Source organism: Methylobacterium sp. SD274 (genome assembly GCF_017355285.1).
In the GTDB taxonomy this organism is placed as follows: domain Bacteria; phylum Pseudomonadota; class Alphaproteobacteria; order Rhizobiales; family Beijerinckiaceae; genus Methylobacterium.
The window spans coordinates 127,284-141,494 of sequence record NZ_JADIJP010000004.1; the positions used below are offsets into that span (position 1 = coordinate 127,284).

Below are 14,211 nucleotides of genomic sequence, written 5' to 3' on the forward strand. Positions count from 1 at the left end.
CGTCAAGAAAATTGGAGGAAGCCATGGCTCAGGAACGCATCGCCCTCGTCACCGGCGGAACGCGCGGCATCGGTGCCGCCATCTCGGCGGGCCTCAAGGCCAAGGGCTACAAGGTCGCCGCGAATTACGGCGGCAACGACGAGGCCGCCAACGCCTTCAAGGCCGAGACCGGCATCCCGGTCTTCAAGTTCGACGTCGGCGACGCCGCCGCCTGCGAAGCCGGCATCAAGGCCGTCGAAGCCGAAGTCGGCCCCATCGACATCCTCGTGAACAATGCCGGAATCACCCGCGACGGCGCGTTCCACAAGATGACCTTCGAGAAGTGGCAGGCGGTCATCAAGACCAACCTCGATTCGATGTTCACCTGCACCCGCCCCGTCATCGAGGGCATGCGCGCCCGCAATTTCGGCCGCATCATCCTGATCTCGTCGATCAACGGCCAGAAGGGCCAGGCCGGCCAGACCAACTACTCGGCCGCCAAGGCCGGCGTGATCGGCTTCGCCAAGGCGCTGGCCCAGGAAAGCGCCTCGAAGGGCATTACCGTCAACGTGATCGCGCCGGGCTACATCGCCACCGACATGGTGATGGCGGTGCCGGAAGATATCCGCAACAAGATCATCTCGACCATCCCCGTGGGCCGCCTCGGCGAGGCCGAGGAGATCGCCCGCGCGGTGGAATATCTCGCGGCGGAAGATTCGGGCTTCATCACCGGCTCGACCCTGACGATCAACGGCGCCCAGTACATCGCCTGACGCCTCCTCGCGGCATCGACGAGACGAAGGCCTGCCCCGGCGACGGGGCAGGCCTTCTTCGTTTTCGCAGACCGTCCGGATTCGGGAAGCCGAACGTCAGGGGGCTTTGGGTGCGGCGGCGGGCGTGGCCGCATCGGTGCGCTCGATCTTGGCGCTCTCGCGCAGCTTCAGGATGAGGTCCTGCTGCGACTTGCGGGTGAGGTACTGGTCCACCTGTTCCTTCATCTCGGCGAAGGTCGGCACCGGCTTGGTGCGCCGCTCCTCGACCTTGATCACGTGCCAGCCGAACTGCGTCTTGATCGGGTCGGAGACCTGACCGACCGGGAGCTTGAAGGCGGCCTCCGCGAAGGGGGCGACCATGCGCTCCTTGGTGAACCAGCCGAGATCGCCGCCCTCGGTCTTCGAGCCCGGATCCTTCGAGACTTCCGCTGCGATCTTGGAGAAGTCCTCGCCACCCTTGATCCGGGCCGAGATCTTCTTCGCCTCTTCTTCATTGTCGACGAGGATGTGACGGGCATGCGCCTCTTCCTCGGGCTTCATCGTGGTGAGGGTCTGGTCGTAGAGCGCCTTGGCGGCCTCCGGCGTCACCGCCTTCTTGGCCTCGCGCTCCAGATATTCGTCGAGGAGGAGCTTGCTCTTGAAATAAGCGAGCTTGCGCTGGAACTCGGGCGAGTCGCCGACCTTGGCCGCCTCGGCGGCCTGCGCGCCGACCTTGAGGTCGACCATGTAATCGATGAGCAGGTTCTTCTTCTGGGCCTCGTCGACGCCGGGCAGCGAGAGCGCCGGGTCTTCGGCCGCGATGGCGAGGTCGCCCGCGGTGACCGGCGAGCCGTTCACCTTGGCCACCACCGTCTCGGGCGGCAGCGCCGGGGCGGCCGGGGCAGCCGCCGCAGCCGCCGCAGCCGCAGCCGCAGCCGGGGCAGGCGGCGTCTGCGCCAAGGCCTGCAGCGGCAAGGCCACAGAGGCGAAGGGCAGCGCAACGGCCAGCGCCATGGCGCCCGAGCGCCGGAGAAGGAGAGGCGTCGTCATCAATGGGGATTCCTCGAACAGGTGGATGCCACGTCCATGAGGCTCTGTCCGGCCAGGTTGGAGACGTGGCAACAGCGAGCGGCGGGACGCCGCGGGCATCTGTGGGCGAGAGGTGGCGCGGGCAAGGGCGGAAGACAAGCGCATGTGGGGTTTCGGGCGAATCCGACCGATCACGATAAAGCGGTCTTAAGCCCGCATGCGCCATCCTTTCCGGACTTCCTGGGAGAGCGGCATGCGGACCAGCGTCATCATCACCACCGCTTGTCTCATCCTGTCCGCCTCGATCACGACGGCGCAGGCCCGCTTCAAGGGCGGACGCTCCGTTTCGGTCTCCCGTCCGGCTCCCTCTATCACTCCCGCCCGATCGGCTGCCCTGGGTGCTGGAATCGGCGCGTCGCGGCCCATCCGCTCCAGTGCACATGCGCCAGAGAACGATACCGTAGCGGGACGGGCCGTGACCTTGCGCCCCGTCCTCCCGGTCCCCGCGCCGGCGGCGAGGGAGATCCGCACGGCCGCGACATGGTGCGCCGACAAGCGCGTCGTCGGCACGGGCATGGGTTTCTGTGAGATCAACTGACGCCTGTATGTCCAGCGGCCGGCAGGAAGCTTGACAGGCCCGCGACCGAAGATTTCTTGAGATCGCGCAGCAGGGCGTTGAGCCGCGTCAGCCTTCGCCAGTCGTGGGGATACCGGCCCTTGTCTCTACTCTCTAATCTTTCGGCGGCGCGGCCGGATCGCCGTCGGCCGCTTCGTATCGCCCTGGTGGGCTGGGGAGCCATCGCGCGCCGGGTGACGCACCTTCTCGACGCTCGGGGCAGCGACGTCGTCCTGGCCGGCGTCGGGACGCGAGTGAGGCCCGATGAGGCCGACCTTCCCGCCTGGATCCGCTGGCTCCCCGAACCGGCTGCCCTAGCCGGGGTCGAGCCCGACATGGTGATCGAAGCGGCCGGACGGGCGGCGGTGGAACCCTGGGGCCTCGTGGCGCTCCGTCACGCCGAGAGCTTCGCCGTCTCGTCGACCAGCGCCTTCTGCGAGGCCGGTCTTCTTGACAGGCTCGTCGCCGCCGCGGAGGCGCGTGGAAGCCAGATCCTCGTACCCACCGGCGCACTCGCCGCCGTCGACGCCCTCGCTGCGGCCTCGATCCTGCCGTTGGACTGGGTGATGCATCGCATCGTCAAGCCGCCCGTGGCCTGGATTGGCACCTCGGCGGAAGAGTGGATCGATCTCGATGGCCTGACGGAGGCCACGACCTTCTTCGAAGGGACGGCGCGGGAGGCAGCCCGGCTGTTCCCGGCCAACGCCAATGTCGCTGTCATTCACGGCGCTCGCCGGCATCGGCCTCGACAGGACGCGGATCGCCCTGGTGGCGGATCCCCGCGCCACCGGCAATGGACACCGCCTCCAGGCGATGGGCGCTTTCGGGACCCTCGACATGAGCATCGAGAACCAGGCCCTGCCGGCCAATCCGAAATCCTCGGAGCTCACGGCCCTGGCTCTGGTCCGCATCATCGAGAACCAAAGAGCCGCTTTGGCGCTTTAGCAGATCGACTGCCGTCCGGTGACGAGCATGTCGGCCGCGCGCTCACCGGCTTTCGGAGTTGAAGGCAGTCCGCCCTTTCGGATGCGCCGTACAATATTTACCTCTATAAGCCCGGCCAACTCACGCCTTCTGATATTTCGATCGACCGCAGGTTCACGATGCTCGGCGCCCTCGCTAAGAAGATATTCGGCTCGTCCAACGATCGCCGCGTCAAGGGCTATCGCCCCCGCGTCGCCGAGATCAATGCCCTGGAGCCGGAGATCTCCGCCCTGTCGGACGAGGCCCTGCGTGCCCGGACGGACATGCTGAAGGCCGAGCTCGCTGCCGGGAAGACCCTCGACGATATCCTCGTTCCCGCCTTCGCCACCGTGCGCGAAGGGGCCAAGCGCGCCCTCGGCCAGCGCCATTTCGACGTGCAGCTCATCGGCGGCATGGTCCTTCACGAGAGCGGCATCGCCGAGATGCGCACCGGCGAAGGCAAGACCCTGGTGGCGACGCTGCCGGTCTACCTGAACGCCCTGTCGGGCCTCGGCGTGCACGTGGTCACGGTGAACGACTACCTCGCCTCACGCGATGCGGAATGGATGGGCCGGGTCTATCGCTTCCTCGGCCTCACCGTCGGCACCATCGTCCACGGCCTCGATGACGAGCAGCGCCGGGACGCCTATGCCTGCGACATCACCTACGGCACCAACAACGAGTTCGGCTTCGACTACCTGCGCGACAATATGAAGTACGAGCTTTCGCAGCTGTCGCAGCGCGGGCACAATTTCGCGATCGTCGACGAGGTCGATTCGATCCTGATCGACGAGGCGCGCACGCCGCTCATCATCTCCGGCCCCGTGGACGACCGCTCGGAGCTCTACGTCTCCGTCGACGCGCTGATGCCCCATCTCGAGAAGGAGCATTACGACCTCGACGAGAAACAACGCTCGGTCTCGCTCACCGAGAGCGGCAACGAGTTCATCGAGGATCTGCTTCGCGGCGCCGATCTGCTGAAGGAGGGTGACCTCTACGACGCCCACAACGTCAGCCTCGTCCACCACGTGAACCAGGCGCTTCGCGCCCACACCCTGTTCACCCTGGACAAGGACTACATCGTCAAGAACGACGAAGTGGTGATCATCGACGAGTTCACCGGCCGCATGATGCAGGGCCGACGCTACTCGGAAGGCCTGCATCAGGCGCTCGAAGCCAAGGAGCGGGTGACAATCCAGCCCGAGAACCAGACGCTCGCCTCGATCACCTTCCAGAACTACTTCCGGCTCTATTCCAAGCTCGCCGGCATGACCGGCACCGCCTCCACCGAGGCCGATGAATTCGCCGAGATCTACAAGCTCGAAGTCGTCGACATCCCGACCAACAAGGAGGTCGAGCGCGTCGACGAGGACGACGAGGTCTACCGGACGGTGGGCGAGAAGTACGACGGCATCATCGCCGAGATCGAGAAGGCGCATGCGCGCCATCAGCCGATCCTGGTCGGCACCGGCTCCATCGAGAAGTCGCAGCACCTCGCCGAGATGCTGACCAAGGCCGGCTTCCGCCAGCTCGACTATTCCGACCTGAACGCGCTCACCGACGTCTACGCCGCCGCCCGCGAAGGCCGCGTGACCAAGACCTTCGCCGTGCTGAACGCCCGCTTCCACGAGCAGGAGGCCTATATCGTGGCCGAGGCCGGCGTGCCGGGCGCCATTACCATCGCCACCAACATGGCCGGGCGCGGCACCGACATCAAACTCGGCGGCAACTTGGAGATGCGTCTCGAGAAGGAACTCGCGGGCGTGCCCGAAGGCGCCGAGCGCGACGCGAAAGCCGCGGCGATCAAGGCCGAGATCGAGGAGAACCGCGCCAAGGTTCTGGCCTCGGGCGAGCCCGCCGACCTCGCGGCCGGCCGCAAGAAGGCCCTCCCCGGCGGCCTCTACATCATCGGCACCGAACGCCACGAATCGCGCCGCATCGACAACCAGCTGCGCGGCCGCTCCGGCCGCCAGGGCGATCCCGGCCGCTCGAAATTCTACCTGTCCCTTCAGGACGACCTGATGCGGATCTTCGGCTCCGACCGCATGGACGGGATGCTCACCCGCCTCGGCCTTGAGAAGGGGGAGGCGATCATCCATCCCTGGATCAACAAGGCGATCGAGAAGGCGCAGCAGAAGGTCGAGGCGCGCAACTTCGACATGCGCAAGAACGTGCTCAAATACGACAACGTCATGAACGACCAGCGCAAGGTCGTGTTCGAGCAGCGCCGCGACTTCATGGGCCAGGACAGCGTGCGCGACACCGTGGACGAGATGCGCCACGGCGTCGTGGACGATCTCGTCGCCATCCACGTGCCCGAGAACGCCTATGCCGAACAATGGGACATCGAAGGCCTGCGCCTGCGCGTCGCCGAGGTGCTGAACCTCGACGTGCCGGTGGAGGATTGGGCCAAGGAAGAGGGCATCGCCGACGAGGAGATGCGCGACCGCCTGCGCACCGCCTCCGACGAGGCCTATGCCGCCCGCACGGAGAAGAACACGCCCGAGGTCATGACCTATGTCGAGAAGCAGGTTCTGCTTCAGACCCTCGACCATCTCTGGCGCGAGCATCTCGTCACCCTCGACCACCTGCGCCAGGTGATCGGCTGGCGCGGCTTCGCCCAGCGCGACCCGCTCAACGAGTACAAGTCCGAGGCGTTCGAGCTCTTCAACGGTCTCGTCGGCAGCCTGCGCGAGCAGGTGACCCAGCAGCTCGCCCGCATAGAGATCACCTATCAGGAGCAGGAGCCGCAGGGGGCGAACCCTTTCGCCAGCCCGGAACTGCCCTCCATGTTCGCCCAGCATCTCGATCCCGTCACCGGCGAGAACGAGATGGATTATGCCGGGCGCGGCACGGGCAGCGATGGCGGCGGCGGCCCGGCCTACGGCTATGCAGCGCAGGCGCTCTCCCCGGACACGGCGGTCATCGAGCGTGACCCGAACGACGCCACGACCTGGGGCCGCGTCGGGCGCAACGAGCCCTGCCCCTGCGGCTCTGGCAAGAAGTACAAGCACTGCCACGGCACTCTGACGGCCTGAGGCGGGCCCGCACGGCCGGACCTGCATCCGGCCGTGGGCTATTCGAAGGGGAGATCCGCATGCGGCAGACGACCTTCGGGCAGACCGGACGCCCCGTCTCCGTCATCGGACAGGGCACGTGGTACCTCGACGAGGCACACCGGCCCGACGCCGTCGCCGCCCTGCGGCGTGGCCTCGATCTCGGAATGAGCCATATCGACACCGCCGAGATGTATGGCGAGGCCGAACTCGTCGTGGCCGAGGCGATCGAGGGGCGGCGCGACGAGGTGTTCCTCGTCTCGAAGGTGTTGCCGAACCATGCCTCGGCCCGATCCGTCGTCACCGCCTGCGAACGCTCGTTGGCTCGCCTGAAGACGGACCGGCTCGACAGCTACCTCCTGCACTGGCGGGGTGGGACCCCGCTGGAAGAGACCATCGGTGCCTTCGAGGGGTTGATCCGGCAGGGCAAACTGCTCTCCTGGGGAGTCAGCAACTTCGACGTTTCCGACCTCGATGACGCGCTCGCCGTGGCCGGCGAGGGCCGCATCGCCTGCAACCAGGTTCTCTACCATCTCGGGGAACGGGCGATCGAACACGCCGTCCTTCCCTGGTGCGCGGCGCATGGCGTCGCATTGGTCGCCTACAGCCCCTTCGGCCACGACGATTTTCCGGGTCCGGACTCGGCCGGCGGGCGCGTCCTCGGGGAGATTGCCGCCGAAACGGGGGCGAAGGAGCGGCAGGTCGCGCTCGCGGCGCTGACCCAGTCGCCGTCCCTCCTGGCGATCCCGAAAGCTTCGCGAATCGCCCATGTGGAGGAGAATGCCGCGGCCGGTGACCTGATCCTGACGGAGAACCACCGGCAGCGTCTCGACGCCGCCTTTCCCCGTGGGCGCAAGCCGAAGCACCTGCCCATGCTCTGACGTAGGCATCCGTTCCGCATCGGCGACGAAGGCCGGGCGTGACCTCAGGACCACAGCGGCGGGGAGAAGCCCCGGTCATTCGAACCGTGTCCGAAAAGAAACCACATTTGCCGTCGAGCTAGACCGTTCGAGAAACGGACGGGAGCGAGACGGCATGGGGTATCCCCGATCGGCGACGACGGGACTTTACGGAGTCCTGCTGATGACGACGATGGGCCTCGGTGCCTGCAATTCCCCCACCACGACCGGCTCCCTCGGCGGCCCGGGCCTCGCGGCCAAACCCATGGCGGTGAGCGACCAAGAGCGCGACTGCCTCGGCCGCGCCATGTATTTCGAATCGAACCGCAGCGACTCCGAGGGCCTGCTCGCCGTCGGCACGGTGGTGATGAACCGCCTCGAAGCCGCCGCCTTTCCGAATAGCGGCATCTGCGCCGTCGTCGGCCAGCCCCGGCAGTTCGCCACCGGCGTACTCACCAAGCCCATGGCGGAGAAGGACCTGACCAAGGTCGCGGACGCGGCCGACGCGGTCCTGGCCGGCCAGCGCCATCCCAAGGTCGGCCGCGCCATGTACTTCCACACGGCGGGCCGCACGTTCCACTACAACAACATGCATTACGTTGCGGTGGCCGGCGGCAACGCCTTCTACGAGAAGCGCAAGCCCGGCGCCGTAGAGCAGGCCCGCCCGCCGGCCGCCCTGGCCTATGCGGCCGCACCGACGCTCGCCGCCCCCGAGGCGGCCCCGTCCGCATCGGTCCAGGCCGTCGCGAATTCGGCTCCCACCAGCGTTCCCGTGGCAACGGTGGCCGCCGCCGTACCGGAGGTGACTGGCACCCAGCCCGCTCCAGCGGTCCTGGCAGTCCAGGCTGAACCGGGTCGCGCCGTCGCCACCTCCCATGCCGCCGTGAGCCAGGGAGCGCATTCCAAAACCTCACCGAAGCCGGCGACGACAACACGGGTTGCTCATGCCCAGGGTCCGGCTGCCAGAGGCTCGGCCGGCAAAAGCCCGGCGACGCTGGCAGCCCTCGCCCCCGAGGCGCCTCCGCCGCCGCCCATCATCAACCTGCCGAGGCCGTGACCCGGCCGGTTCAGACGGTGACCTGAGTCCCCACTTCCACGACGCGGCCGGTGGGGATCTGGAAGAAGTCGGTGGCGTCGTTGGCGTTCTTGGCCAGCGTGATGAAGATCCGGTCCTGCCAGAGCGGCATGCCGGAATGCGCTGCCGGGCGGATCGAGCGGCGCGATAGGAAGAACGACGTCGCCATGATGTCGAACTTGAAGCCTTGCTTCTTCAGGAGCGTCAGCGTCCGCGGGATGTTCGGCGTTTCCATGTAGCCGAACTTCATCACGATCTTCGAGAAGTGCGGGCCGATCGGTTCCATGCGGATGCGGTCCGCATCGCTGGAGCGCGGCGTGTCCACGGTCTCCACCGTCAGGATGACGTTCTTCTCGTGCAGCACCTTGTTGTGCTTGAGGTTGTGCAGCAGGGCCGCCGGAGCGATCGACGGGTCGCTGGTGAGGAACACCGCCGTGCCGCGCACATGGTGGGGCGGGCTCTTCTCCAGCATGCCGACGAGTTCGAGCAGCGGTACGTCTGTCTTGCGGGTCTTGTTGAACAGGATGTTCACACCCCGCACCCAGGTCCACATCACGATGATGAGCATCCCGGCCAGCACGAGGGGCACGTAGCCGCCCTCGAACACCTTGAGCATGTTCGAGAGCAGGAACAGGAACTCGATGACGATGAACGGCATGATCGCGGCGGCGGCGGCGATCGGCGACCATTTCCACGACTTCCAGAGCACGATGAAGCCCATGCTCGCGGTGAGCAGCATCGTCCCCGTCACGGCGATGCCGTAGGCGGAGGCCAGCGCCGAGGAGGAGCGGAACAGCACGGCCAGCACCACCACGCCGATCAGCAGCAGAATGTTCACCTGCGGCAGGAAGATCTGGCCCGAATGCGATTCCGACGTGTGGCGGATTTCGAGGCGCGGCAGCAGCCCGAGCTGGATCGCCTGGCGCGACAGCGAGAACGCACCGGTGATGACGGCCTGGCTCGCGGTGACGGTGGCGATGGTCGCCAGGATCACCATGGGCAGAAGACCCCATTCGGGCACGAGCTGGTAGAACGGGTCGGTCGTGTCCGGCGCGTTGAGGACCAGCGCCGTCTGGCCGAGATAGTTCAGGGTCAGGCACGGGGCCACGAGGCCGAGCCAGGCCACTTGGATCGGCCGGCGTCCGAAATGCCCGAGATCGGCGAACAGCGCCTCGGCGCCGGTCACCGCCAGGAACACCGCGCCCAGCGCCACCAGGGCCCCGGTACCGTGGCCGAGGAGGTAGTGCAGCGCGTACCAGGGATTGAAGGCCTGGAAGACCTCCGGGCGCGAAACGATGTGCGGCAGCGCCGCGAGCCCCAGCGCCAGGAACCACACCACCATGATCGGGCCGAAGAAGGCCGCCACCTTGCTGGTGCCCCGGCTCTGCACCATGAACAGGGCGAAGATGATCGCCACCGTGATCGGCAGGACGTAATGCTCGAAGGCCGGGGTGACGAGCTTCAGCCCCTCCACCGCCGAGAGCACGGAGATGGCCGGCGTGATGACGGCGTCGCCGTAGAACAGGGATGCGCCGAGCAACCCGAGCATGAACACGATGCGCGAACCGCCGAGCGCCTTGCGGGCCAATGCCATCAGCGAGAGGATGCCGCCCTCGCCGTTATTGTCCATACGCAGCAGGATGACGACGTACTTGATCGTGACAATCAGCAGCAGCGCCCAGAGGATCAGCGACGTCGTGCCGAGAACTTCTTCGGTCAGCAAGATGCCGTCGGCCCTCGCCGGGCCGAGCGCCTCGCGGAACGCGTAGAGCGGGCTGGTGCCGATATCGCCGTAGACGACGCCGACCGAGCCGACGACCAGCGTCCAGAAGCTCGTCTTCCCATGCCCATGCTCGCTTGGCCCTGTCTCGGGACGAGCCGCGGGGTCGGGCTGAGCGCCGGGTACGCTCGGGGTGGCGGTTTGCGTCATGCGCTGTGATCAGGCTTCTGCGACGGGAAAGGGAATCGAACGAGGAGGCTTGGCTTTACGCTGGACTTCGACCGAGGGACCTTGGCGACCGACCTAGCGACCATCCGGATCGTGGAGGCCCTGTCTCCCGCCTCGCCCCGGCAACTCGCTGCCAGCCCGGCGACCCAAATCAGTGAGCGCGCATCTCCGCAGGACACCTCTGGGGAGGAGACCTGCGCGAAGCATGCCAGATCCGTATCACGCGGGCAGGGGGTCGAGAACGACGAACCCGTGACGAAGAAACCCTCTCCCGCGGTAGGTCGAGCGAATGCGTCCCGCGGCTGCACGACGCGGGACGCTAATCCTCACGACGGAGGATCTCACTCGGCGGCGGTGCGGGCACCCTGGCCGAAACGGCGCTCGATGTAATCGATCACCACCGTCTCGAAATCCTTGGCGAGCGTGGCACCGCGCAGGGTCATCGCCTTCTTGCCGTCGATGAAGACCGGAGCGGTGGGGGTCTCTCCGGTGCCGGGAAGCGAGATGCCGATATCGGCATGCTTCGATTCGCCGGGGCCGTTGACGATGCAGCCCATCACCGCGACGTTCAGACCTTCGACGCCCGGATAGGTCTTCTTCCATTCCGGCATCGAGGTGACGATCCAGTTCTGGATGTCGCGGGCGAGTTCCTGGAACGTCGTCGAGGTGGTGCGGCCGCAACCAGGGCAGGCAGCGACCATCGGCACGAAGGTGCGGAAGCCCATCGTTTGCAGGAGTTCCTGAGATGCCTTGACCTCGACGGTCCGGTCACCGCCGGGCTCGGGCGTCAGCGAATAACGGATCGTGTCGCCGATGCCTTCCTGCAGAAGCACGCCGATGGCCGCCGAGGCCGCCACCAGCCCCTTCGAGCCCATGCCGGCTTCGGTGAGGCCGAGATGGATCGCGTAATCCGAGCGCCGGGCGACTTCGCGGTAGACCGCGATCAGATCCTGCACCGCCGAGACCTTGGCCGAAAGAATGATCCGGTCCTTGGGAAGACCGAGCTCTTCGGCGCGCTGGGCCGAGGACAATGCCGAGCGCACCATGGCCTCGCGCATCACGGCGCGGGCATCGATGGGACGCGCGGACCGGGCGTTCTCGTCCATCAGATGGGTGAGCAGCGCCTCGTCGAGGGAACCCCAATTGGCGCCGATGCGAATGGTCTTGCCGTAGCGGACCGCCTGCTCGACGATGGTCGAGAACTGCGTGTCCTTCTTCTCCTTGAAACCGACATTGCCCGGATTGATCCGGTACTTGGCCAGTGCCTCGGCACAGGCCGGATGATCGGAGAGGAGCTTGTGGCCGATATAGTGGAAATCGCCCACCAGCGGCACGTGAACGCCGATGCGGGCGAGACGGTCACGGATCTTCGGGACGGCGGCGGCGGCCTCGTCGCGGTCGACCGTGATGCGCACGAGTTCGGAGCCCGCCCGCGACAGGGCGGCGACCTGCGCCACGGTGGCGTCGATATCCGCCGTGTCGGTATTGGTCATCGACTGGACGACGACCGGAGCTCCACCGCCGACGGTGACCGCTCCCTCGCCCTCGCCGACAGTCACGCCCACCGTGCGGTGGCGCGGCGCGGGACCGGCGATCTCCGGGCCGGTAATCGAGATGCCGGGGCCGAACGAATCGGCTGGGGTGGCTTCCATCATGGCGTCCATCGCTGACCTTACCTATGGCCTGGCCTGCCCTGGAGCGAGCGCCCGGCCATGGTCGTCTGGTATCGAATTCTACCGATCCTTTGCGAAGATCGGGTGAAGAGCCCGGTGACAGAGGGCTCTGCCGGTTAGCTGAGATGGGGCGTCGCGTGCGTCAAGCCCGCTGACCGCATGGGAGAACCACGGGGCAGGACGGACCGCGCACGACACTTTGGCCCAGCGTCGGGTGACATGTCTTATCCCATGGGCGATGTCGAGGGAATTGGCGCAGTGCGACATGTGAGTCACAGGGGCATCCCAAGCGGAACCGATCCATGCAGCCACCGGTTTGCTGCCCTGCGACCTTTGATGCTGCATTGCAGCATGCCCATGTGCACCCTCTCGATGCGCCTGTGCAAACCCGCCACGTGGAGCTGACAATGCTCGAATCCGAACCTTCCTCCCCGGTCGATTCGCCCTCTACCGATAGGGAAGTGGCCCAGTCGCGGCCCGTCTCGCGTCCAGCCGTCAGCCTCGCCGGTCCGAAAGCCGAGAAGACCGTGGCCCTGGCCCTGCAGGGCGGCGGCGCCCATGGCGCCTTCACCTGGGGCGTGCTGGATGCCCTGATCGAGGATGGCCGTCTCGCCTTCGAGGCCGTCACGGGTGCCAGCGCCGGCGCGATGAACGCGGTCGTGATGGTCGACGGATGGATCACCGGAGGGCCGGAGGGCGCCCGCGCCGCTCTCGACCGGTTCTGGCGCGAGGCGAGCCTCGACGGCGATTTGTGGCCGGCCCAGCGTGGGCTCTTCGACCAGCTGTTCGACCTCTGGAGCCAGAACCCGATCCTGGACTTCTGGACCCGGGCGCTCAAGACCAGCCCATACGTCTCCAACCCGCTCAACGTAAACCCGCTGCGCAAGGCCCTGGCCAAGCACGTGGATTTCGAACGCCTCCGGGCGGCGGAGACCGCCGGGATCTATGTCTCGGCCACCAATGTCTGGACGGGCAAGCTGGCCGTCTTCGAGCGGGATACCTTGAGCATCGATCACCTGATGGCCTCGGCGTGCCTGCCCACGGTGTTCCAGGCGGTGGAGATCGACGGCGTGCCCTATTGGGATGGCGGCTATCTCGGCAATCCGCCGATCTACCCACTCTTCCACGGTGCCCAGACGCGCGACGTGGTGCTGGTCCAGATCAACCCGGTAGAGCGCCGTGAGACCCCGCGTTCGCGCGAAGAGATCCAGGACCGGCTCAACGAGATCACCTTCAACGCCAACCTGATGCGTGAATTGCGCGCCATCGATTTCGTCGACGGCCTGATCGAGGACGGGGTGCTCGGCCGCAACGACTACCACCGCATGCTGGTCCATCGCATCGACGGGACCGGCGCCCTCGACGATTACAAGGCGTCCTCCCGGATGGATGCGCGGCTCGGCGTGTTCGAAGGCCTCCGCGACAAGGGCCGCGCGGCGGCGCAAGCCTGGCTCGCCGAGCATTACGAGGGGATCGGACGGACCTGCACGCTGAATCTCAAGGCGACCTATCAATAGGGTGCCGCCCGGTCGGATTAGCCGGCCGGGCTCGCGCGTTAACTGATTCATGACGGCCGAACCGACTCAGACCGCCTCCTCCATCGTCGACCTTCTGGTCCCCTTGCGACGCTATGCGCGCTCGTTGACGCGCGACACGCTGAAAGCCGACGATCTCGTCCACGACACCCTCGTCCGCGCGTTGGAATCCGGCCTCTCCGTGAGGCCGAACACCAACCTGCGGACCTGGATGATGACGGTCCTGCACAACGTCTTCATCGACGACCAGCGCCGCAAGCGGGTGGAAGCCCGCCACGCCGAATCCCTCGTCCAGATGAGCGACGAGAGCGTACCGCCCTCCCAGGAAGGGCAGGTGCGCCTCGCCCAGATCCGCCAGGCCTTCCTCACCTTGCCCGAAGAGCAGCGCGCCGCGCTCCATCTCGTGACCCTCGAGGGCATGGCCTATGCCGACGCGGCGGCGGTGCTCGGTATTCCCATCGGCACTCTGATGTCGCGACTCGGGCGTGGCCGCGCGGCCCTGCGCGCTTTCGAGGAAGGCGAGGCCAGCAGCGGCCGAAGCCGTTCCGGCTCCTTACCCGGACCGGGTTCGGGAAAGCCCGAGCGGCCACATCTGCGCCTCGTCAGCGACTGGAACGGCCAGGATACGAGGCAGGACATCCGCCTCGCATCCAAGGCCATGGGCGGTCCGTAACCGCACCGAATTC

General features: G+C 66.7%; 10 protein-coding genes and 2 pseudogenes. 9 read left to right on the plus strand and 3 right to left on the minus strand.

The features are described 5' to 3' along the window. The first annotated feature begins 23 nt into the window (after positions 1-23). Positions 24-752 (plus strand): acetoacetyl-CoA reductase, encoded by a 729-nt coding sequence (phbB, locus tag IPV08_RS05580; protein WP_056422767.1) that lies wholly within the window; start codon positions 24-26, stop codon positions 750-752. 96 nt (positions 753-848) lie between these two features. Here the strand turns inward: phbB and IPV08_RS05585 are convergent, their stop codons facing one another. Beyond that, positions 849-1,781 (minus strand): peptidylprolyl isomerase, encoded by a 933-nt coding sequence (locus tag IPV08_RS05585; protein ID WP_207411094.1) that lies wholly within the window; start codon positions 1,779-1,781, stop codon positions 849-851. 232 nt (positions 1,782-2,013) lie between these two features. Here IPV08_RS05585 and IPV08_RS05590 point away from each other — a divergent pair, with 232 nt between their 5' ends. From IPV08_RS05590 to IPV08_RS24470, 6 genes and pseudogenes are all read left to right on the plus strand, one after another. Then, entirely contained in the window at positions 2,014-2,358 is a 345-nt protein-coding gene (locus IPV08_RS05590) for a hypothetical protein (protein WP_207411095.1), read from the plus strand. A 212-nt stretch (positions 2,359-2,570) separates the two neighbouring features. After that, a pseudogene (locus IPV08_RS25040) lies at positions 2,571-3,058 on the plus strand (aspartate dehydrogenase); the annotation flags it as partial. A 26-nt stretch (positions 3,059-3,084) separates the two neighbouring features. Next, positions 3,085-3,321, plus strand: a complete 237-nt coding sequence (locus IPV08_RS25045; RefSeq protein ID WP_348646084.1) for an aspartate dehydrogenase domain-containing protein — start codon at positions 3,085-3,087, stop codon at positions 3,319-3,321. 158 nt (positions 3,322-3,479) lie between these two features. Continuing rightward, entirely contained in the window at positions 3,480-6,377 is a 2,898-nt protein-coding gene (secA, locus tag IPV08_RS05600) for a preprotein translocase subunit SecA (protein WP_056422778.1), read from the plus strand. A 59-nt stretch (positions 6,378-6,436) separates the two neighbouring features. Continuing rightward, the gene (locus IPV08_RS05605) at positions 6,437-7,276 is read left to right on the plus strand and encodes an aldo/keto reductase (protein ID WP_207411096.1); all 840 of its coding nucleotides are present in this window, start codon (positions 6,437-6,439) and stop codon (positions 7,274-7,276) included. A gap of 202 nt (positions 7,277-7,478) precedes the next feature. Then, positions 7,479-7,928, plus strand: a pseudogene (locus IPV08_RS24470) (cell wall hydrolase); the annotation flags it as partial. Positions 7,929-8,361: 433 nt separating this feature from the next. On the opposite strand, the gene IPV08_RS05615 reads toward IPV08_RS24470, so the two are convergent. Both IPV08_RS05615 and ispG read right to left on the minus strand, forming a co-directional pair. Beyond that, the gene (locus IPV08_RS05615; protein ID WP_207411098.1) at positions 8,362-10,299 is read right to left on the minus strand and encodes a potassium transporter Kup; all 1,938 of its coding nucleotides are present in this window, start codon (positions 10,297-10,299) and stop codon (positions 8,362-8,364) included. Between the two features lie 359 nt (positions 10,300-10,658). Then, positions 10,659-11,972 (minus strand): flavodoxin-dependent (E)-4-hydroxy-3-methylbut-2-enyl-diphosphate synthase, encoded by a 1,314-nt coding sequence (ispG, locus tag IPV08_RS05620; protein WP_207411099.1) that lies wholly within the window; start codon positions 11,970-11,972, stop codon positions 10,659-10,661. 425 nt (positions 11,973-12,397) lie between these two features. Here ispG and IPV08_RS05625 point away from each other — a divergent pair, with 425 nt between their 5' ends. Then, the gene (locus IPV08_RS05625) at positions 12,398-13,507 is read left to right on the plus strand and encodes a patatin-like phospholipase family protein (RefSeq protein WP_246747814.1); all 1,110 of its coding nucleotides are present in this window, start codon (positions 12,398-12,400) and stop codon (positions 13,505-13,507) included. 49 nt (positions 13,508-13,556) lie between these two features. Continuing rightward, on the plus strand, positions 13,557-14,198 hold the full coding sequence (locus IPV08_RS05630) for a sigma-70 family RNA polymerase sigma factor (RefSeq protein WP_207411100.1): 642 nt from the start codon (positions 13,557-13,559) through the stop codon (positions 14,196-14,198). The last annotated feature ends 13 nt before the right edge of the window (positions 14,199-14,211 follow it).